This window comes from Janthinobacterium sp. GW821-FHT03C10 (genome assembly GCF_059420865.1).
In genome coordinates, this window is record NZ_JBWKUN010000011.1 from 118,171 (window position 1) to 137,510 (window position 19,340).

The 19,340-nt window shown below is 61.8% G+C and carries 14 protein-coding genes and 4 tRNA genes; 7 read left to right on the plus strand and 11 right to left on the minus strand.

Translation table 11 applies throughout. The features are described from left to right. Nucleotides 1-21 precede the first annotated feature (21 nt). The 4 genes from AC07VH_RS27705 to ahpF all read left to right on the plus strand — a co-directional run bounded on the left by AC07VH_RS27705 (nt 22) and on the right by ahpF (nt 5,880). Nucleotides 22-2,865 carry an EAL domain-containing protein gene (locus tag AC07VH_RS27705; RefSeq protein ID WP_475416671.1) on the plus strand — a complete coding sequence of 948 codons (2,844 nt, stop codon included), beginning with the start codon at nt 22-24 and terminating at the stop codon, nt 2,863-2,865. Nucleotides 2,866-3,032: 167 nt separating this feature from the next. Continuing rightward, the gene (locus tag AC07VH_RS27710; RefSeq protein WP_494788918.1) at nt 3,033-3,428 is read left to right on the plus strand and encodes a DUF3597 domain-containing protein; all 396 of its coding nucleotides are present in this window, start codon (nt 3,033-3,035) and stop codon (nt 3,426-3,428) included. 194 nt (nt 3,429-3,622) lie between these two features. After that, nucleotides 3,623-4,186 (plus strand): alkyl hydroperoxide reductase subunit C, encoded by a 564-nt coding sequence (gene ahpC / locus AC07VH_RS27715; protein ID WP_070219447.1) that lies wholly within the window; start codon nt 3,623-3,625, stop codon nt 4,184-4,186. Between the two features lie 98 nt (nt 4,187-4,284). Beyond that, on the plus strand, nt 4,285-5,880 hold the full coding sequence (gene ahpF / locus AC07VH_RS27720; protein ID WP_494788919.1) for an alkyl hydroperoxide reductase subunit F: 1,596 nt from the start codon (nt 4,285-4,287) through the stop codon (nt 5,878-5,880). Between the two features lie 65 nt (nt 5,881-5,945). Here ahpF and AC07VH_RS27725 read toward each other — a convergent pair whose 3' ends face one another. From AC07VH_RS27725 to AC07VH_RS27760, 8 genes are all read right to left on the minus strand, one after another. Continuing rightward, complete coding sequence (locus AC07VH_RS27725; RefSeq protein WP_475416668.1) at nt 5,946-6,293, minus strand: CzcE family metal-binding protein; 348 nt, start codon at nt 6,291-6,293, stop codon at nt 5,946-5,948. Nucleotides 6,294-6,428: 135 nt separating this feature from the next. Then, nucleotides 6,429-7,055, minus strand: coding sequence for an ABC transporter ATP-binding protein (locus AC07VH_RS27730; RefSeq protein WP_475416667.1), 627 nt, complete (start codon nt 7,053-7,055; stop codon nt 6,429-6,431). After that, entirely contained in the window at nt 7,046-8,149 is a 1,104-nt protein-coding gene (locus tag AC07VH_RS27735; protein ID WP_494788972.1) for a hypothetical protein, read from the minus strand. Before AC07VH_RS27735 ends, AC07VH_RS27730 begins: the two co-directional genes overlap by 10 nt. 102 nt (nt 8,150-8,251) lie before the next feature. Beyond that, nucleotides 8,252-8,328: transfer RNA gene (locus AC07VH_RS27740), tRNA-Asp, on the minus strand. Nucleotides 8,329-8,385: 57 nt separating this feature from the next. Then, nucleotides 8,386-8,461: transfer RNA gene (locus AC07VH_RS27745), tRNA-Val, on the minus strand. Between the two features lie 217 nt (nt 8,462-8,678). Continuing rightward, a tRNA-Asp gene (locus AC07VH_RS27750) sits at nt 8,679-8,755 on the minus strand. 54 nt (nt 8,756-8,809) lie between these two features. Further along, nucleotides 8,810-8,885, minus strand: a tRNA-Val gene (locus AC07VH_RS27755). Nucleotides 8,886-8,983: 98 nt separating this feature from the next. Continuing rightward, nucleotides 8,984-11,155 carry a S9 family peptidase gene (locus AC07VH_RS27760; RefSeq protein ID WP_494788920.1) on the minus strand — a complete coding sequence of 724 codons (2,172 nt, stop codon included), beginning with the start codon at nt 11,153-11,155 and terminating at the stop codon, nt 8,984-8,986. Between the two features lie 162 nt (nt 11,156-11,317). Here AC07VH_RS27760 and dinB point away from each other — a divergent pair, with 162 nt between their 5' ends. Together dinB and AC07VH_RS27770 are read left to right on the plus strand one after the other, a co-directional pair. Then, a complete protein-coding gene (gene dinB / locus AC07VH_RS27765; RefSeq protein WP_494788921.1) occupies nt 11,318-12,502 on the plus strand; it encodes a DNA polymerase IV in 1,185 nt (394 codons plus the stop codon). A gap of 116 nt (nt 12,503-12,618) precedes the next feature. Further along, entirely contained in the window at nt 12,619-13,515 is an 897-nt protein-coding gene (locus AC07VH_RS27770; protein WP_034754435.1) for a recombination-associated protein RdgC, read from the plus strand. A 134-nt stretch (nt 13,516-13,649) separates the two neighbouring features. On the opposite strand, the gene AC07VH_RS27775 is transcribed toward AC07VH_RS27770, so the two are convergent. Continuing rightward, nucleotides 13,650-16,379: a TonB-dependent receptor gene (locus tag AC07VH_RS27775; RefSeq protein ID WP_494788922.1), complete on the minus strand. Its 2,730-nt coding sequence runs from the start codon at nt 16,377-16,379 to the stop codon at nt 13,650-13,652. A 519-nt stretch (nt 16,380-16,898) separates the two neighbouring features. After that, nucleotides 16,899-17,384: an asparaginase domain-containing protein gene (locus AC07VH_RS27780; RefSeq protein WP_034781194.1), complete on the minus strand. Its 486-nt coding sequence runs from the start codon at nt 17,382-17,384 to the stop codon at nt 16,899-16,901. A 151-nt stretch (nt 17,385-17,535) separates the two neighbouring features. Between AC07VH_RS27780 and AC07VH_RS27785 the strand changes: the two genes are divergently transcribed. Further along, nucleotides 17,536-18,309: an L-asparaginase gene (locus AC07VH_RS27785; protein ID WP_475416663.1), complete on the plus strand. Its 774-nt coding sequence runs from the start codon at nt 17,536-17,538 to the stop codon at nt 18,307-18,309. On the opposite strand, the gene AC07VH_RS27790 is transcribed toward AC07VH_RS27785, so the two are convergent. Further along, on the minus strand, nt 18,297-19,310 hold the full coding sequence (locus AC07VH_RS27790; protein WP_475416662.1) for a D-2-hydroxyacid dehydrogenase family protein: 1,014 nt from the start codon (nt 19,308-19,310) through the stop codon (nt 18,297-18,299). The genes AC07VH_RS27785 and AC07VH_RS27790 overlap by 13 nt on opposite strands. Nucleotides 19,311-19,340: the final 30 nt, after the last annotated feature.

Genomic DNA, 19,340 nt, shown 5'->3' on the forward strand with positions numbered 1-19,340 from the left:
AGCTTCCTGTGGTGTTCCGCCATGCCGATGAAAGCCCCCGACGCTTTCCGCCTAGTCTTGCCGCTCGCCGGCAGGCTGGCGCGCGGCTGGCGCGGCCTTTTCTTCCTGCTGCTGTGTCTGGCCACACAAGCCCGGGCGCTGGAACCCGTCTCCCTGCAGCTCAATTTCACGCACCAGTTCCAGTTCGCCGGCTATTACGCGGCCATCGAGCAAGGCTATTACCGCGAGGCGGGCCTCGACGTGACGCTGCTCGAAGGCAGCGGCGCGCCGCGCGCCGAGGCGGCCGTGCTGGCGGGCCAGGCCGAATATGGCGTGGGCAACAGCACCTTGTTGCTCAGCCGCCTGGCCGGTAAACCCGTGGTGGTGCTGGCCGTCGTGTTCCAGCATTCGCCCAGCGTGCTGCTGATGCGCCAGCATGGCGGCGCGCCCGACGTGCGCCGGCTGGCGGGCGCCCCCGTGATGATAGGCGCGCCCGCCGACGCGGCATCCGCGTCCGATGAAGTGTCGCTGTTCCTGAAGAAAATGGGCGTCGCGCCGCAGCAGATGCGCCACTTGCCGCCCAGCTACCGGGTCGAGGATTTGATCGAGGGCAAGGTCGATGCGATCGCCGCGTATTCCACCAACGAACCGGACTATCTGGACCGGGCGGGCTTTCCCTATTACCAGTTTACGCCGCGCACGGCCGGCATCGATTTCTACGGCGACAACCTGTTTACCAGCGAGCACGAACTGCGCCGCCATCCCGAGCGCGTGAAAGCGTTCCGCGCGGCCAGCCTGCGCGGCTGGCAATACGCGATGGCGCACCGCGAGGAAATGGCGCAACTGATCCATGTCAAGTACGGCCAGCGCCATGACCGCGCCCATCTGCTGTACGAGGCGCAGCAGATGGAATTGCTGCTGCAGCCCACGCTGGTGGAACCGGGCTACATGAATCCCCAGCGCTGGCAGCATATCGCCGATACGTATGCCGCCATGGGCGTGCTGCCGCGCGATGCCACGGACAGCCGCGCCTACCAGGGCTTTTTGTACCGCCCCGTGCCAGGCGCGGACCTCGGCTGGCTGTACCTGTCGCTGGGCGTGGCGGGCAGCCTGCTGGCCGTGTCGGCCGCCTTTCACTTCAGCAATCTGGCACGCGAGCGCCGCCGCACGGAGGACACCATCCGCCAGGGCGAGTTGCGCTTTCGCACGATGTTCGAGCAGGCGCCCATGGGTATCGCTCTGATCGATACCGTGAGCGGACAGTTTCTGGATATCAATCCGCGCTATCTGGCCATCGCCGGGCGCAGCCTGGAGCACATGAAGCAGACGAGCTGGATGGAGATCAGCCATCCCGACGACGTGGCGGGCGAGCAGGCCCACGTGGCGCAGCTGCTGGCGCGGCGCATGCAGGGCTTTCGCCACGCCAAGCGCATCGTGCGCCCCGATGGCGGCGTGGTGTGGGTCGACGCCTCGGTGACGGCCATCGCCACGGCGCGCCATGACGGCCCGCACCACTTGTGCATGCTGGAAGACGTGACGGACAAGCGCCAAACGGAAGCGCTGATCTGGCAGCAAGCCAACTTCGATACTCTGACGCAATTGCCGAACCGCCGCATGTTCCACGAGCGCCTGCGCCAGGCGCTGGCCCAGGGCCGCCGCGACGCGAGCCGCGTGGCCATCCTGTTCATCGACCTCGACCATTTCAAGGAAGTCAACGACACCCTCGGCCACCACCAGGGCGATATCCTGCTGATCGAGGCGGCGCGGCGCATCCGCGTGGGCGTGCGCGAGACGGACACGGTGGCGCGCCTGGGCGGCGACGAGTTCACGGTGATCCTGTCCGACCTCGATGATTTGCAGCAAGTCGACCGCATCGCGCGGCAAATCCTCGACGGCTTGCTGGCGCCGTTCTTGCTGGGGCAGGAGCAGGCCTTCGTGTCGGCCTCGATCGGCATCACCCTGTATCCGGACGACGCGGGCACCATCGAGGAATTGCTCAAGCATGCGGACCAGGCCATGTATGTCTCGAAAGGCGCGGGACGCAACCGCTACAGTTATTTCACGCCCGCCATGCAGGTGGCGGCCGTCAACCGCATGCGCATGGGGGCGGACTTGCGCACGGCCCTGCGGGAACAGCAGATGCAGCTGCATTACCAGCCCATCGTCGAGCTGCATAGCGGCCAACTTGCCAAGGCAGAAGCCTTGCTGCGCTGGCACCATCCGCAGCGGGGCATCGTGTGCCCGCCCGATTTTCTGGCGCTGGCCGAAAGCAGCGGCTTGATCGTGGAGATCGGCGACTGGGTGCTGCGCACGGCGGCCGCGCAGCTGCTGCATTGGCGCGCGCAGGGCCAGGTCATCGGCTTGCCGGGGCTGCAGCTGTGCCTGAACCAGTCGTCGCTGGAATTGCAGCGCGAAGTCGAGGCGCCCGGCACCTGGCTGCGCCAACTGCTGGCGCTCGATGTGCCGCCTTCGGCCATCGTGCTCGACATGCGCGAAGATGTACTCTTACCTAACGGCAATAGCATGGCGCCACGCCTGCAGCACTTGCGCGAGGCGGGCTTGCAGATCGCCCTCGACGACTTCGGCAGCGGCCATGCCTCGCTGACGCAATTGCAGCAGTGCGGCATCGATTACCTGAAGCTCGACGGCGTGCTGGTGCGCAAGCTGGGGCCCGGGGCCAGCGAACTGGCGCTGTGCGAAGCCATCGTCACCATGGCCCACAAGCTGGGTTTGCAAGTCATCGCCGAAGGGGTGGAGACCGAAGAGCAGCGCGCGCGGCTGCTGGAGATCGGCTGCGATTTTGCGCAAGGCGAGCTGTTTGCGCCGCCGCTGGCCATCGAAGCGTTCGACGCGCTGCTGCACGCCAGGCGGCCCTTGCACCCTTGAAACAGGCGCGCCGCGCTACCAGATGTTACGCAAGCCTGCGGGACGGGGCCCCCGGCCTGAACGGGCTTATACTCGACGGGCTGGCGCCTGCGTCCGGCTTTGCTGTCATGGGTCCCGGACCCTACGCAGGCAAACCTTCTTCCATTCACTCAACTCGAGGTGACCTCATGGGCATTTTCAGCAATATCTACAACAAGATCTTCCACCATTCGTCCGACGCCGCACCGGCTGCCACGCCAGCCGCCACGACGGCGCCGGCAGCGGCACCTGCGGCTCCGGCTGCCGCACCGGCGGCTGCCGTTCCCGTGGTGGACGTGGAAGTGGTGCTGGTCGACCTGGCCAGCAAGAACGCGGAAAAACTCAATTGGCGCACGTCCATCGTCGACCTGATGAAACTGCTTCAACTCGACAGCAGCCTGGCCGCGCGCAAGGAACTGGCGCAAGAGCTGCACTTCACGGGCGACACCAACGATTCGGCCAGCATGAACATCTGGCTGCACCGCCAGGTGATGATCAAGCTGGCGGAAAACGGCGGCAAGGTACCGGAAGAGCTAAAGAACTAAGAAGGAAACACCTGGCGGCGGCAGGGGTATCCACTGTCACCGCTATCCAATCCCGTGGGAACTGCCTATCATGGAGTTCCCATGGCGTCATGATAGCTAAAACCAATTGAAACTATTGTGACAATCAATTTTGAATATGGGTTAAAACCCCTTACACTAGAGTCTTACTGATTCACCACACGAGAGGAAATGACATGTCGCTGATCAATACCCAAGTTAAACCATTCAAGGCAACCGCATACCACAATGGCAAATTCGTCGACCTGACGGAAGCGTCGCTGAAAGGCAAGTGGTCGGTATTCGTCTTCTACCCGGCCGACTTCACCTTCGTTTGCCCAACCGAACTGGAAGATCTGGCCGATCACCACGCCGAGTTCCAGAAGCTGGGCGTCGATGTCTACGGCATCTCGACCGATACCCACTTCGCGCACAAAGCCTGGCACGACACCTCGGACGCCATCAAGAAAGTGCAATACGCACTGATCGGTGACCCGACCGGCGCCCTGTCGCGCAACTTCGAAGTCATGATCGAAGAAGAAGGCCTGGCACTGCGCGGCACCTTCGTCATCAATCCGGACGGCTTCATCAAAGTGCTGGAAGTGCATGACAACGGCATCGGCCGTGACGCATCGGAACTGTTGCGCAAAGTGAAAGCCGCCCAGTACGTGGCGAACCACCCAGGCGAAGTGTGCCCGGCAAAATGGACGGAAGGCGCCGCAACGCTGACCCCATCGCTGGACCTGGTCGGCAAGATCTAAGTCTCGATGCACGACGTAGCAAACAAGTAGTTACCGCGATGCCGGACCGGGCGTCCGGCCCGGCATTCGCCTAAATATTTGTAAAGGAAGAAAAAATCATGTTAGATGCAACCCTCAAAACCCAACTGAAATCCTACCTGGAAAAAGTGGTGTATCCGCTTGAGCTGGTCGCTTCTCTCGATGACAGCGCAAAAGCCCGCGAGATGAAGGAATTGCTCCAGGAAATAGTCCTGTTGAGCGACAAGATCACGCTGGTCGAGCGCCTTGATGCTGGCGTACGCACCCCGTCGTTCAGCATCAACCGTACCGGCTCCGACATCGGCGTGCGTTTCGCCGGTGTGCCGCTGGGCCACGAATTCACCTCGCTGGTGCTGGCGCTGCTGCAAGTGGGCGGCCACACCATCAAGTTCGACGACGCCGTGATCGAGCAGATCCGCAACCTCGACGGCGATTACGAGTTTGAAACGTTTATTTCACTGAGTTGCCATAACTGCCCGGAAGTGGTGCAGGCCTTGAATGCCATGGCCGTGATCAACCCGCGCATCAAGGTCACCACCATCGATGGCGGCGTGTACCCGCAAGAAGTGGAAGCGCGCCAGATCATGGCCGTGCCGATGATGTTCCTCAACGGCCAGCACTTTGGCCAGGGACGCACGAATGTCGAGGAAATCCTCGCCAAGCTCGACACCAATGCCGGCGCCCGCCAGGCGGAAGCTTTGAGCAAGAAAGACGTGTTTGATGTGCTGATCGTCGGCGGCGGCCCAGCCGGCGCGGCAGCGGCCATCTATGCGGCCCGCAAGGGCATCAACACGGGCGTGCTGGCCGAGCGTTTCGGCGGCCAGGTGCTCGATACCCTGGCCATCGAGAACTTTATTTCCGTCAAGGAAACCGATGGTCCGAAGTTCGCCGTGGCGCTGGAACAGCACGTCAAGGAATACGACGTCGACATCATGAACACGCAGCGCGCCGCGAAATTGACGCCAGGCAAGCTGATCGAGATTGAAACGGCGAATGGCGCCGTGCTCAAAGCCAAGACCGTCATCCTGGCCACCGGTGCCCGCTGGCGCGAAATCAACGTGCCGGGCGAGAAGGAATACCGCAACCACGGTGTCGCCTACTGCCCGCACTGCGATGGTCCCTTGTTCAAGGGCAAGCGCGTGGCCGTGATCGGCGGCGGCAACTCGGGTGTGGAAGCGGCGATCGACCTGGCCGGCCTCGTGAAACACGTGACCCTGATCGAGTTCGGCGCGGAACTGCGCGCCGATGCGGTGCTGCAGCGCAAGCTGCACAGCCTGCCCAACGTGACCGTGATCACCTCGGCGCAAACCACCGAGATCCACGGCGATGGCAAGATCGTCAATGGCCTCAGTTACACGGACCGGGTCAGCGGCGAGTCGAAGAAGGTCGAGCTGGAAGGCGTCTTCGTGCAAATCGGCCTGGTGCCGAACACGGAGTGGCTCAAGGGCACGGTCGCGCTGTCGCGCCACGGCGAAATCGAAGTCGACGCCCGCGGCCAGACCTCGATCCCCGGCGTGTTCGCGGCCGGCGACGTCACCACCGTGCCGTACAAGCAGATCATCATCGCCACCGGCGAAGGCGCCAAGGCAGCCCTGTCCGCCTTTGACCACCTGATCCGCTCGGACGACGAGGAAGTGGTCGAAGAGTCCGCGGCGAAAGAAGCATTGACGGCGTAAATCTTCACGCATAAAAAACCGGAACGGCCGCGAGGCCCTTCCGGTTTTTTTATGCGTAAAGAAACTTAACTGCCCGCGTACAGGGGATTGGCGGCCACGTACACCGCGATGCCGTCGACGGCCATGTCCTTCGGTGCGATCTCGGCCAGGGCGAAGACGGTCTTGTTGTTAAAAGTTTGCACGTGCCATGTAAAACGCTGGCCGGCGCGCGCGATGGTGACGGTTTCGCCGCGCGTGACGTTGATGTGGCGCGTATCGGGCTGCAGCTCGATGCTGCGCTGGGCGGCGGCGTGCGGGGCGCTGCTGCCATAGTCGGCGGCCGTGCCCGTGGGGCCGGCGGCGATCGCCGAGGTGGCAACGGTGGTGAGGGCGGCGCACAGGATGGCCAGGGCGCTGCGGTGGGTGTTCAACATATCAATCTCCAAGAATTAGCCTGGCGCGCCGAATAAGCGCGCCATGTTGTCGTTGTGGCTGCACCGGGATCGCCGGTTTTTGCAACACGGCATCGTAAGCGGTTCTTGGCCGATCTGCAAAGCTGTATTTCCTGTCTATATTTCCACGGTGGCCGCCAGCGGCACGTCCGGCGCCATGTGGCTGGTCAGCACGATGCACTGGCGCGCCAGGCGCGATGGCTCGGCCAGGCGCGCGCGCAAGTAAGCCATGGCGGCCGCGTCGAGGCCATTGAACGGCTCGTCGATCAGCAGCAGGCGCACGGGCAAGGCCAGGGCCAAGGCCAGCTGCAGTTTTTTATGCTGGCCCAGCGAGAGGGCGTTGATGCTTTGCTGCAAGGTTGGCAGCAGGGCAAACGCGCTCAGCTCATCGTTCAGCAGGGCCTGGTCGCTGCCCGGGTACAGGGCCAGGTGCAGGTCGAGAAACTCGTACACCTGCAGCCAGGGCAGGGCGGGTGCATCGCCGCCGCAATAGAAGGCCTGGGCGCGGTAGGCCAGCGGCATGAAGCCGCTGTCGATATCGTTTAGGCGGATGGCGCCGCGCGCGGGCAGCAGGGCGCCGCTCGCCAGCTTCAGCAGGGTTGTCTTGCCGGCGCCGTTGGCGCCGCGCAGCCAGGTGACGCCGGGGCCGAATTGCTGGTTGAATCCCTGGAACACGCTGTGCGTGGGGAAGTGAAAATCGAGGTGCTCGATGTGCAGAGTGGGACGACAGGCATTCAATTCCATAATTCGCTTCCGATGGCGCTCAAGGCAAGGATGGACAGGACGACGAGGGCGACACGCCCGCGTGCCGTCAGGCGGAGCAGGCCGACGATGGCCAGCAGGGCGACGCTGGCGGTGATGGCATACACGCTGGTCGCGCGCTGCTGCAAGGCGGCGGGATCGGTGGCGTACAGCAAGACGCCGGCGGACAGCAGCACGGCAAACGCTGGCAGCAGGCTGGCCGCGCAAGCCAGGCGCGTCAGGGGCGTGCTGGCCAGGGGCCAGGCGTTCAGCACGGGGCGCAGCACGGCGATCTGCTCGCGCACGGCCTTGTCGCCGCGGTCCGTCACAATGATCAGGCTGGCGCTGGCCAGCAAACCGAGCAGCGGCGCGGGCACGAGGGGCGCGCGCAGCAGCCAGGCCAGCATACTGGCGCCGGCCGTAGCCAGCAGCACGCTTTGCTGCAGGCCAATCACATTCTCATTGCGCCAGAACGGCAGCCAGAACAGCTGGCGCCACAGGAAGACGCTGCGCCAACGGGGGGGCTGCGGCACATAGGTGCTCATCGTGGGCGCCCGCGCCCTTTGGGCGGGGTGGGGCGCGCGCAGGCGCTGTGCCATGATGAGCGTCGTCAGCAGCCAGGCCAGCAGCCAGGCGGCGAGGGTGGCGGCCATGCCGGGCGCGACGACCGGGCGCAGCCAGGGCGGCGACTGCAGCAGCCAGATGCTGGCCGAGACGGCGTACGCGAGGCCCAGCGGCAGCATCAGCAGGCCGGCCACGGCCACATCGGCTTGCCAGCGCAGGCGCGGCGGCAAGGGCAGCTGGCGCAGCCAGGCGGCGGTATGCGCCGGCAGCAATCGCTTGCGCAGCAGCCAGGCGGGCAGGCAAGTGAGCAACGCCTGCGCACCCAGGATGGCCAGCGCCGTGGGCCAGGCGTGCGTCACGGCGAGAAAGCCGGGCAGGGCGATGACGCTGAGCAAGCCCAGCAGGACGGGACCGGCCAGGAACACGAGAATCTCCATGGAACTGGCCAGGCTGGCGGCAAATTGCAGCAAAGCATGATGGGCCAGGCGCAAGCGCAGGGCGAGGTAGGGGGAAAAGCTGCGGGGCAGGCGCATCAAGGCGTGGACTGAGTCAGGGTAGCGCTGATTCTAGTGCATTTGCTGTTCCAGAATGGGAAAAGCCCTTCGGTTCCAGGAACCAAAGGGCTTTTCTTTTATTGGCGGAGCGGACGGGACTCGAACCCGCGACCCCCGACGTGACAGGCCGGTATTCTAACCAACTGAACTACCACTCCAAGCTCGTATGATCTGTGTTGCTGATCCATGAAGCACTGGATAATTTTCTGTATTGGTGGTGGGTGCTGAGAGGCTCGAACTCCCGACCTACGCCTTGTAAGGGCGCCGCTCTACCAACTGAGCTAAGCACCCGCATACCCAGAAAACTATCCCGACGTTTGTCACCACGTCTGGAAGAGGCACTATTATAGGGGGCGCTTTCGTGCTTGTGCAACTATTCTTGAGGGGGAATGGCAGTTTTTTTGCTGAAAAGCGCAAAAATGTTCAAGGAAGGGAGTACTGGCGTGATTTCTGCTGCTGAAATGGGAAAAGCCCTTCGGTTCCAGGAACCAAAGGGCTTTTCTTTTATTGGCGGAGCGGACGGGACTCGAACCCGCGACCCCCGACGTGACAGGCCGGTATTCTAACCAACTGAACTACCACTCCAAGCTCGTATGATCTGTGTTGCTGATCCATGAAGCACTGGACAGTTTTCTGATTTGGTGGGTGCTGAGAGGCTCGAACTCCCGACCTACGCCTTGTAAGGGCGCCGCTCTACCAACTGAGCTAAGCACCCGTTGCTTGTCTCAGAAAACCATCCCGACGTTTGTCACCACGTCTGGAAGAGGCGCTATTATAGGATGGCTAAAATCCTTCTGCAAGCGCTTTTTCACATTATTCTGTGATATTCCACTGCGACAGCATCCACGCCATATTGAAGGCGTTTTCCTGGATGGCGTTATAGCGGCCCGACGCGCCGCCGTGGCCGGCGCCCATATTCGTTTTCAGCAGCAGGGGATTGCCGTCCGTTTTATAGGCGCGCAGCTTGGCCACATACTTGGCCGGTTCCCAGTACATGACCTGGCTGTCGTTCAGGCCCGTCGTCACCAGCATGGCCGGGTAATTCTTGCGCGCAATGTTGTCGTACGGCGAGTAGCTGAGCATGTAGTCGTAGGCCGCCTTCTGGTTCGGGTCGCCCCATTCCAGGTACTCTCCCGTGGTCAGCGGCAGGCTGGCGTCCATCATGGTGTTCATCACGTCGACGAAGGGCACGGCCGCGTGCACGGCGTGGAACAGTTCGGGGCGCATGTTGACGACGGCGCCCATCAGCAAGCCGCCGGCGCTGCCGCCCTGGATGATCAGGCGGTTCGGGCTCGTCCATTTTTCGCGCACCAGGTAGTCGGCGCTGTCGATGAAGTCATGGAAGGTGTTTTTCTTCTTCATCAGCATGCCGTCTTCATGCCACGCTTCGCCCATGTCGGTGCCGCCGCGGATATGCGCTTGCGCATAGATGACGCCCCGCTCCAGCAGGCTGATGCGGCTGATGGAAAAAGTGGCTTCCGTCGAGATGCCATACGAACCGTACGAGTACAGCAGCAGCGGCGCGGAACCGTCGAGCTTGACGCCCTTCTTGTAGACGACCCACAGCGGCACTTGCACGCCATCGCGCGCTTTCACCCACAGGCGCTGCGTGGTGTAGCGGCTGCCGTCAAAGCCGCCGACGATTTCCTGCTGCTTCAGTACCGTGCGCTGGCCATCCTTCATGCTGACATCGATGATGGTGGGCGGCGTGACAGGCGACTGGTACGACATGCGAAATTGCGTGGCCGAAAACTCCGGCGTGCCGACGGCCGTGGCCAGGTAGACGGGGTCGTCGAACTGCACCGTCTTCCAGTTCTTTTGCGCAAAATCAAAGATGCGCGCGCGGTTCAAGGCACGCGCCTTTTCCATCACCACCAGATAGCCCTGGAAGGCGTCGATGGACTGGATCACGGCATCCTTGTTGTGCGGTACGACGGGCTTCCAGTTCTTCGGCTGCGGCGCGGACAGGGGCGCGCTGACGACGCGGAAATTCTTCGCATCCTTGTTGGTGAGAATGTACAGCTGGCCGTCGCGGTGCTCGACGCCGTAGCGGTGGCCCTTCTCGCGTTTCAGCACGCTCTGGAAACTGCCTTGCGGCTTGCTCGTTGGCAGCAGCAGCACTTCGCTCGTATCCGTGCTGCCCGAAGTGAGCACGAAGAACTGCCTGTCGTGCGTGCGGTCCACATGGATGGCGAACTGTTCCACCGGCTCGTGGTAGACCTGTTGCGGCGCGCCGCCCAGGGCCAGGCGGAACACGCGGTCCGAGCGCTTGGTGGTGGCGTCTTCCTGCGCCAGCATCAGGGTGGCATTGTCCGCCGCCCAGGCCACGGACGTCACGCGCGGCATGCTGTCCGTGAGCAATTTGCCCGTTTTCAAATCCTTGACATGCAGCTCGTACTGGCGGAAACCCGTTGTGTCGGTGGTGTAGGCCAGCAACTGTTCATTCGGGCTGACGCTGAAGGCGCGCACGGCAAAGAATTTGTGGCCTTCGGCCAATTGATTCTGGTCCAGCAGGATTTCTTCAAACGCCTGCGCATCGTAGGCGCCGCCGGCGCCGACGGGGCGGCGGCAGTGAATCGGATATTGCTTGCCCGCTTCCACGCGCGTGTAATAGTAAAAGTTGCCCTGGCGCGCAGGCACGGACAGGTCCACTTCCTGCATGCGTCCCTTGACTTCCGCATACACCTTGTCAGCCAGCGGCTGGATCGGGGCCGTGACGGCGGCCGTGTAGGCGTTTTCCGCATTCAGGTAGTCGATCACGGCAGGATCGGTCTTTTTTTGCAGCCAGCGGTAGTCGTCCGTGACGACGGTGCCGTGGCGCGTTTCCTGCCAGGCCGTCTTGGCGGCGATGGGCGCGGACAGAGTGGCAGCGGTGGTGGTGGCGTCGGCGGCCAGCGCGGATGGCGCCAGCGTGGACAGCAGCAGGGCCGGCAGGATGGATGAGCAGGCGGCAATGCGGCGCAAGGCGTGATGTGCGGTGGACAAGGCAACTCCTTCGGTTCGTTGTTGTGCAGCAATTCTATTCTTGCTAAATAGAAAAGCCAATCATGATTTCAGTCAACACGGCGCGGCGCTTGCATCCACGGGCATTTCCAGCGATACTGTATATAACAACAGTATTTAACTGCATTCCGCCGCGAGGTGCCCTTGACCACATCTGCCTCCCCACTTCCCGAGCCGCCTGCCGCCCGCCGCTGGATAGCCCACCTGGACATGGACGCCTTCTTCGCGTCCGTGGAATTGCTGAAATATCCCGAATTGCGCGGCGAGCCGGTGGTGATCGGCGGCGGCCGGCTGCAGCAGCCCGTGCTGCAGGAAGACGGCACGCTGCAATTCGCGCGCATGCGCGACTATGTGGGGCGCGGCGTCGTCACCACCTCGACCTATGCGGCGCGCGCGTTCGGCGTGTTTTCCGCCATGGGCATCATGAAAGCGGCGAAACTGGCGCCCGACAGCATCCTGCTGCCCGCCGATTTCGAGGCTTACCGCGACTATTCGGCCCGCTTCAAGCAAGCCGTGGCCAATCTTGCCCCCATCATCCAGAACGTGGGCATCGATGAAATCTATGTCGACCTGACCGAACATGGCGAGCAGGCGCCGGCCATGGCGGCGCGCCTGAAGGCAGCCGTGTTCGAGGCGACGGGCCTGTCGTGCTCGATCGGCCTGGCGCCGAACAAATTGCTGGCGAAAATCTGTTCCGACCTGGAAAAACCCGACGGTCTGACCATTTTGTCGCCCGAGGATGTCGAAATGCGGGTCTGGCCCTTGCCGGCGAAAAAGATCAATGGCATCGGCCCGAAGGCGACGGCCAAGCTGGAAGCCTTGGGCATTGTCACCATCGGCGAGCTGGCGCGGGCCGACATGGCCATGCTGCGCACGCAGTTCGGCGACCTGTACACGGGCTGGCTGCGCCAGGCGGCGCTGGGCATCGACGAGCGGCCCGTACAGACGAGCCGGGAAACCAAGTCCGTCAGCCGCGAAACGACGTTCGAGCGCGACTTGCAGGTGGTGCGCGACCGCGCCACCCTGTCGGAAAAGCTGGAAAGCCTGTGCACGCGCGTGGCGGGCGACCTCGACAAGCAGTCGCTGGCGGGGCGCACGGTGGGCATCAAGCTGCGCTTCGAGGATTTCAGCACGGTGACGCGCGACATCACCCTGCCCAGCGCCACGGCGGACGCCGCCGCCATCCTGCGCGCCAGCCGCGACTGTTTGCGGCGCGTGCCATTTGACAAGAAAATCCGCCTGCTGGGCGTGCGCATCTCGACCTTGTCCGATCCGGCCGTCGTGACGCGGCAGGTGCCAGCCCAGGCGGAGCTGTTTCCCGCCCTGTAGCGGCGTTTCCTACAAGATACATACCGCGCCAGACCGCGCTTTTGACGGCATTTTCACGTCGAAAGTGTAGAATGGCGTTCCCCTGGCACTACTGAAACAAACGGAAGACAAAAACTATGTGGTTCAAGAATCTTCAGATTTACCGCCTGCCCGCACCGTGGGCTTACACGCCAGAACAACTGGAAGAGGCTTTGTCCTCGAACAAATTTACGCCGGCGACCAGCATGGATCTGATGCGCCAGGGCTGGGATACGCCGCGCCCGAACGGCGGCCTGGTCCACGTGGTCAACAAGCAAATGCTGATCCTGCTGGGCACGGAAAAGAAATTGCTGCCAGCGACCGTCATCAACCAGGTGGCCAAGGCCCGTGCCGCCGAGATGGAAGAAGCGCAAGGCTTTGCGCCTGGTAAAAAGGCTATGAAGGAATTGAAGGAACGCGTGGCCGACGAGCTGCTGCCGCGCGCCTTCAGCATCCGCAGCAACGTCTGGACATGGATCGATCCCGTCAATGGCTGGCTGGTGGTCGATGCGGCCAGCCCGGCGAAAGCCGACGAAGTCATCAAGCTGCTGCTGAAAGCCGTCGATAAATTGCCGCTGGAAAGCCTGCGCGTGCAGCGCTCGCCCGTGGCGGTGATGACGGAGTGGCTGCAGGCGGACGACGCGCCTGCCGGCTTCACGGTCGACATGGACACGGAATTGCGCGCCACGGGCGAGAGCAAGGCCACCGTGCGCTACGTGCGCCACACCCTGGAAGCGGACGACGTGCGCCGCCACATCGCGGCCGGCAAGCAGTGCACGCGCCTGGCCATGACGTGGAACGACAAGATCTCGTTCGTGCTGACGGAGTCGCTGGCGATCAAGAGCGTCAAGCCGCTGGACGTGATCAAGGAAACGGAATCGAGCACGAAGAACGACGAAGAGCGTTTCGACGGCGACGTGATGCTGATGACGGGCGAGCTCTCCAAGCTGATGGCCGACGTGGTCGAAGCTTTGGGCGGCGAAGCGACGGCATAAAAGCAGTTATATCGGTATGGAAAAGGAGCTTCGGCTCCTTTTTTTCGTCTGTGCAATATGCGGGCGCATAAAAAAAGCGCCTTGCACGGTGAAGTGCAAGGCGCTTTCCAGACAAGCTAATTCACAACGTCAAATTAGAACTTGTAGTTGCCGGTGATGTAGAACGAACGCATCATTGGATCGGCGTAGCGTGGGTCGAAGCCGACCTGGTGGCCCGACGACGCGCGCAGCGACAGCGGCGGTGCACGGTCGAACAGGTTTTTGATACCTGCGCGGATCGTGGTCTGCTTGTCAAAGGCGAAACGTGCTTGCCAGTCGAACGTGGTGTACGACGGTACTTGCAGGCGGAAGTTTTTCTCTTCTTTCTGGGTAGCGAGGTTGTACACGGTAGCGGCTGCATCGGTGTAGCCGTTACGGTAGTTGACCGTGACCGTGTTGCTCAGGCGGCCCGTGTCCAGGGTCGTCGTCAGCTTCATCAGGTTGCGGAACGTGACTTCGTTGGTGTCGCCGAAGAAGTTCATGTTGCTGGTGTAGATATTGTCGCTACCAGCCTTGGTGTAGTTGGCGTGCAACATGTGCGTACCGCTCAATTGGGCGGTCAGCTTGCCGAAGGAAAACTTGTGGTTGGCCGACAGATCCCAGTCGATACCACGGTATTCCTTCTTGCCGATGTTGACCGACAGTTTCTTGAACGAGTAGTAGGTGATGCCGGTCGATGGTTCGGTATAGGTTCCGAAGCTCGATGCATACTTGATCGGATCGGCAAATGCCTGCTCTTCGGAAACTTCCGACACGGCATTGCGCAGTTTCACATCCCACAGATCGGCGCCGAACGAGAAGGCCGCGCTAGGCTCGACACGGAAGCCCAGGGTGAACTGCTTCGATTTTTCCGATTGCAGATCCGGGTTGCCTTGCGATACGGCATTGTATTGCGTTGCTTCCGCGCGGCACAGTGCGTTACCTGGGTATGGGCAGTCAAATTTCTTGGCGGTAAAGCCGGCGTTGACCAGTGGCTGAGCAATTTCCAGCATGCTCGGTGCCTTGAAGCCCGTGCCATAGGAACCGCGGATCAGCACGGTCTGTACCGGCTGCCAGCGTGCCGATACCTTGTAGGTATTGGCGCTGTCTTTTTTGCCGACAGTTTTGTTGTTCAGCTTGTCATCGATCGCCTTGACGGTATCGTGACGGCCACCGACGGTCATTTCGAACGACTTGGTCAGCGGTGCCAGCAACTCGACGAACGCGCCGTAGGTGTCGCGGCTCATGTCGTAGGCAGGCTTGGTGTTGAAGCTGTAGATGTCGTCGCCGGTAGCGCCTGGCGATTGCTCATAGGTATAGGTGCGGTAGTCGCCACCGATACCCAGGCTGGCTTTGCCGCCTGGCAGGCTGAACAATTCACGCGAACCGTGCGTGTCGACGCCGCGCATCGTGGTCGATGCCGTGCGCACGGAGCCGACGAATTGCGCGCCAGCGACCTGTGCTTGCACGGATGGCTTTTGCGTCGCTGCAAACGGGTTGAAGTCCGGATTGGCCAGGATGTCCTTGAACGCCTGATTTTTCTGGTAGCCACCCGTGTAGCGCTCGTCGATCGAGTTTTGCGACCAGGTCAGGCCGCTTTCGAAGTTCCACGCGCCCAGTTCGCCTTCCACACCGACGACCATGTGTTTGGTTTCGGTGATGGTGTTGCTGGCGCGCAGGCCGAAGTCGGTGCTGCGGTAGTTGGCCGTCACGGATTTGACGTCGGCGCGTTGCGCTGGCGTCAGGTAGGGCGACACATAGGTGTTGTACAGCGCGCTGTCCTTGGCGATCGAAATCGGGATCGGATTGGCGGCGATACGCGCCGTCAGGTCGTAGCGCGAGTAGGCCAGTTCGGCGAATGCGTTCAGGTTGTCGTTCAGCTTGTACGTCGCTTTGGAGAACAGGCTGTCGCGTTTCGATTGCGGCACGACTTCCACGGTGGAGCCAGTGTCGAAGCCGCAAGCGCGTGCATTGGCGGTGGTGACGTCGAAACCTTCAGGGCAATTTTTGCCGCCATTTTGAGCCAGGTAAGGCGAAAACGCGGTCGATGGCGCACCGCTCTTGTAGGCAACCGTGGCGCCTGCTGGCGAAGCCGAGGTGCTGGTGCGGTCCCAGATGTAGTTATTGCCGTTGCGGCTGAATGGCACATACGAGCTAGCGGCGAACGTGCGGTCGGTGGCGCGCAGTTTCGACTGCTCGTCGTGACGGTACGACAGCAGCACGTTGAAACGGTCTTCGTCCAGATCGCCGAAACCGTAGGTGACGCTGGTGTTCCAGGCGTTGCCGCCCTTGTCTTCCGGACCGCCGTAGGTGGCTTCCAGGGTGGCGCCTTGCTGGTTTTTCTTCAGGATGAAGTTCAGTACGCCGGCGATGGCGTCCGAACCGTACAGTGCCGAAGCGCCGTCGGTCAGGATTTCGACGCGCTCAACGGCGCTCATTGGAATGGCATTCAGGTTGACCGTGGTGCCGGAACCTTGTGGCGCGATGCGGCGGCCGTTCAACAGCACCAGGGTGTAGGTTTCACCGATACCATGCAGCGATGCACTGGTATTGCCGCCCGAGTCGGAACCAGCGGCGACTGCGCCGATGGTGAAGCCTTGCATGGCAGGCAGGGCCTGGATCAGGTCGGCTACCGAAGTAGCGCCCGATTTGGCGATCGCTTCTTGCGACAGGCGCTGCACAGGCAGGGCGCCTTCGACAGCGATACGCTTGATGCTCGAACCGGTAATTTCAACTTTTTGAATTGCTTCGTCCGCCATGGATTGGCCGGAGAACAAGACGCTGCCTGCCAGTACGGTCAGGGCCAGGCGTACGCTGCGTACGCCGATTTTTTCTTTAAATGCCATTGTAACAATTACTCCGTAGTAGTTTTAATAACGACAAGCAGTACACGAGCACCGCTCAGGCCATCGGATAGAGGGCCAGCGGAGGCGTGTACGGTAGGCGGAACCACGTCGGTGGGAGGTGGAAGACTACTTAGCGCAATATTGTTATAAATGCACTTTTGACTTGTCGAGGCAAACATTATGTCTTCTCAGCAAGGAAAAATGCATGTCAACCGTGTCGGATTTGGCAATAAATTATAGATACTGAAGAATATTTTATTTATTTGTTAAATTGCAGTTTTATATTTCAATATATCAGTGTTTTAAAAAATGTTGAATGGCGTTTTTTTACAACATAAAATTATTGTATTGGCAATTCGATGTTTTACCTACAATAATTCGAGGAAAAGTGTTGCTATGCAGAATTTCTGAAAGGTCAAAAAACGTAAAAAAGCCCGCTGAAAGCGGGCGGGGCGAATTGTGACAGAGTGTCGGTCAGGCCGTTGCCGGCCTGTTTGTGCCCCTGTGCTTTGCCATCGCTTACAAGGGCTGGAACACGCCGGCGGCGCGGTTCTTTTGCACATTGTCCCAAGCGAAGATCTGGCCGTTCATGGCCACGTACACGCCGGCCGGCAAGGTTTGCGCCACGCCGCAGGCAAAGCCCAGGTTGAACAGGGCATCGGAATTGTCGATTTCGTAGGGAATCATGGCGCCCGTGAGAATCACCGTTTGCTGCAGGTTCGCCGCGCCCAGCACTTGCGCCGTTTCGCGCATGGTGTCGGTGCCGTGGATGATGACGATGGCTTTTTCCTGCGCCGCGCGGCACGAGGCCAGCACGCGCTGGCGGTCCGCATCCTGCATGTCGAGCGAGTCGAGCAGTGGCAGTTGCTCCAGCGCCACGGGTGCCGTCATGCGCGCACGGGCAATCGCTGCCGGCAAATGACTGTCGGAAAAGCCCAGGGTACCGTTCAATTCGTTGTAGTGTTTGTCGAAAGTGCCGCCGGTGGCGAGTATGCGCAAAGTCATGATGTGGTCACGATGTCAGTGGAGAATGACGCGCATGATAGCGTGGATTGTGTCCCTTGCGTGAATGGCGGGCCGGTGCGCATCGCACCTGGAAAATTCAGCCATCTGTGAGTACACTGGTTTCTTTGTTTGCCTGCCACCCCGACTCCGTATGAAAGCGCTCGCTCCCGGTACCGTTATTTTTCACCGCCACCGCGGCTACGGGGTGATCACGTCCGTCAATCTGCTGACGGGCTGGATCGCCGCCCGTTTCGGCAGCGAAGCGCGGACCCTGGACCTGAACCTGTCGACCGACGACGTGCAGTTCGCCGATGGCGAAGCGATCCTGTTTCGCCGCGCGCCGCCGGACCGCATGCCGCACGCGCGCCTGATGGCCATGGTGCGCGAGCTGCACCAGGCCGGTTACCAGAAACTGTATCTGTATTCCTGGCCCAAGCCGTCCGGCCTGCACTGGCGCTGGCATCTGTTCACGGGGCCGCGCGACTGGATGCAGCGGCCGTGGCGCGAAGGCTGGTATGGCTCGGGCGCCGATTACAACGTCAACCCGGTGATGGGCTGGGGCGACACGCCCGGCGCCACCACTGGCGAGCTGATCGATGCCCTGGCCCGTTTCGATCCGCAAGGCCTGGCGCAGGCGCTGGGGCGCGACGACGACCATAGCGACTGGTTTGGCCGCGTCTGCGATGCTTTATTGCCGAATTACATGTACAGCCTGGACATGCAGCGCACGGCAGGCGAGCCCTTGCCAGACATGCCGCCCGTGCCGGTAGTGGCCGTGCGCGCCGGCGTGGCGCCGTATGCGGGACCGCAGATCGCCTGGCCGCCCGGCTGGGCCGGCCTGTGGCGCGGCCGGCACGTGCTGCCGGCGCCCGCCATCCGCATCACTGGAGAACCCGACCTCCTCAAGGGCTTTCAGCGCTCCTGAGGGACTTGCCGCGCGTGCGCCAGTACTTCCGGATTGAGCAGGCGCGTGCATTGACCCTGCATGAAATCGACAATGTTTTGCAAGGCGTAGCGGAAATACAGTTCATAGCTGTCCCGCTCGACGTAGCCCAGGTGTGGCGTGGCCAGCACGTTCGGCAGCAGCAGCAATGGCGAGCCGGGTGGCAAGGGTTCATCCGTAAACACGTCCAGCGCGGCGGCGCCCGGACGTCCCATCTGAAGCGCCGCTTCCAGCGCGCCCTCGGCCACTAGTTCGGCGCGGCTGGTGTTGACGAAAAGCGAGTTTGGTTTCATGCGCGCCAGGTCCTCGGCTGTGACCAGGCCGCGTGTCTTGTCGGACAGGCGCAGGTGCAGGCTCAGCACGTCGGCCTGTTCAAAGAAGGCCTCGCGCGATGGTGCCGCCGTGTCGCCGGCCGCCACGGCCGCCGCACGGCTCGCTTCGCTGCCCCACACGAGGATGGTCATGCCAAAGGCGCGGCCATAGCCGGCGATCAATTGCCCGATCTTGCCGTAGCCCCAGATCGCCAGGGTGCGCCCTTTCAATACCGTACCGAGCGTGTTGCGCGCCGGCTCGATTGACGACGTTTGCCACAGCCCTTCCTGTAAATGTTGCGCGTACGGCACGATCTTGCGTTGCGCCGCCATGATCAGCGCCCACGTCAGTTCGGCCGGCGCCGTGGGCGAGCCGATGCCTTCCGCGATGGCGATGCCCAGTTCCGTGGCGGCCGCCACGTCGACGTGTCCGCTGACCTTGCCCGTTTGCGATATCAGTTTCAGGTTCGGCAGTTTCGACAGCAAGGCCCGGTTGAAACTGCTGCGTTCGCGGATCAGCACCAGCGCGTCGAACGGCGCCAGGCGGATGGCCAGCTGGCCCAGTCCCCGCGCCGTATTGCTGAACACTTTGACCTCGTGGCCATCGAGCAATTGGAAACAATCGAGGCCGCGCACGGCATCCTGGTAATCATCGAGTATGGCAATTTTCATGGTGGATGGCCGATTTTAGTGAAGATTTGG

Excerpts from the sequence above, each read along its gene's own strand:
- AC07VH_RS27705 (WP_475416671.1), top strand. The coding sequence starts at position 22 with ATGCCGATGAAAGCCCCCGACGCTTTCCGCCTAGTCTTGCCGCTCGCC.
- AC07VH_RS27710 (WP_494788918.1), top strand. The coding sequence starts at position 3,033 with ATGGGCATTTTCAGCAATATCTACAACAAGATCTTCCACCATTCGTCC.
- ahpC (WP_070219447.1), top strand. The coding sequence starts at position 3,623 with ATGTCGCTGATCAATACCCAAGTTAAACCATTCAAGGCAACCGCATAC.
- ahpF (WP_494788919.1), top strand. The coding sequence starts at position 4,285 with ATGTTAGATGCAACCCTCAAAACCCAACTGAAATCCTACCTGGAAAAA.
- AC07VH_RS27725 (WP_475416668.1), bottom strand. The coding sequence starts at position 6,293 with ATGTTGAACACCCACCGCAGCGCCCTGGCCATCCTGTGCGCCGCCCTC.
- AC07VH_RS27730 (WP_475416667.1), bottom strand. The coding sequence starts at position 7,055 with ATGGAATTGAATGCCTGTCGTCCCACTCTGCACATCGAGCACCTCGAT.
- AC07VH_RS27735 (WP_494788972.1), bottom strand. The coding sequence starts at position 8,149 with ATGCGCCTGCCCCGCAGCTTTTCCCCCTACCTCGCCCTGCGCTTGCGC.
- AC07VH_RS27770 (WP_034754435.1), top strand. The coding sequence starts at position 12,619 with ATGTGGTTCAAGAATCTTCAGATTTACCGCCTGCCCGCACCGTGGGCT.
- AC07VH_RS27775 (WP_494788922.1), bottom strand. The coding sequence starts at position 16,379 with ATGGCATTTAAAGAAAAAATCGGCGTACGCAGCGTACGCCTGGCCCTG.
- AC07VH_RS27780 (WP_034781194.1), bottom strand. The coding sequence starts at position 17,384 with ATGACTTTGCGCATACTCGCCACCGGCGGCACTTTCGACAAACACTAC.
- AC07VH_RS27785 (WP_475416663.1), top strand. The coding sequence starts at position 17,536 with ATGAAAGCGCTCGCTCCCGGTACCGTTATTTTTCACCGCCACCGCGGC.
- AC07VH_RS27790 (WP_475416662.1), bottom strand. The coding sequence starts at position 19,310 with ATGAAAATTGCCATACTCGATGATTACCAGGATGCCGTGCGCGGCCTC.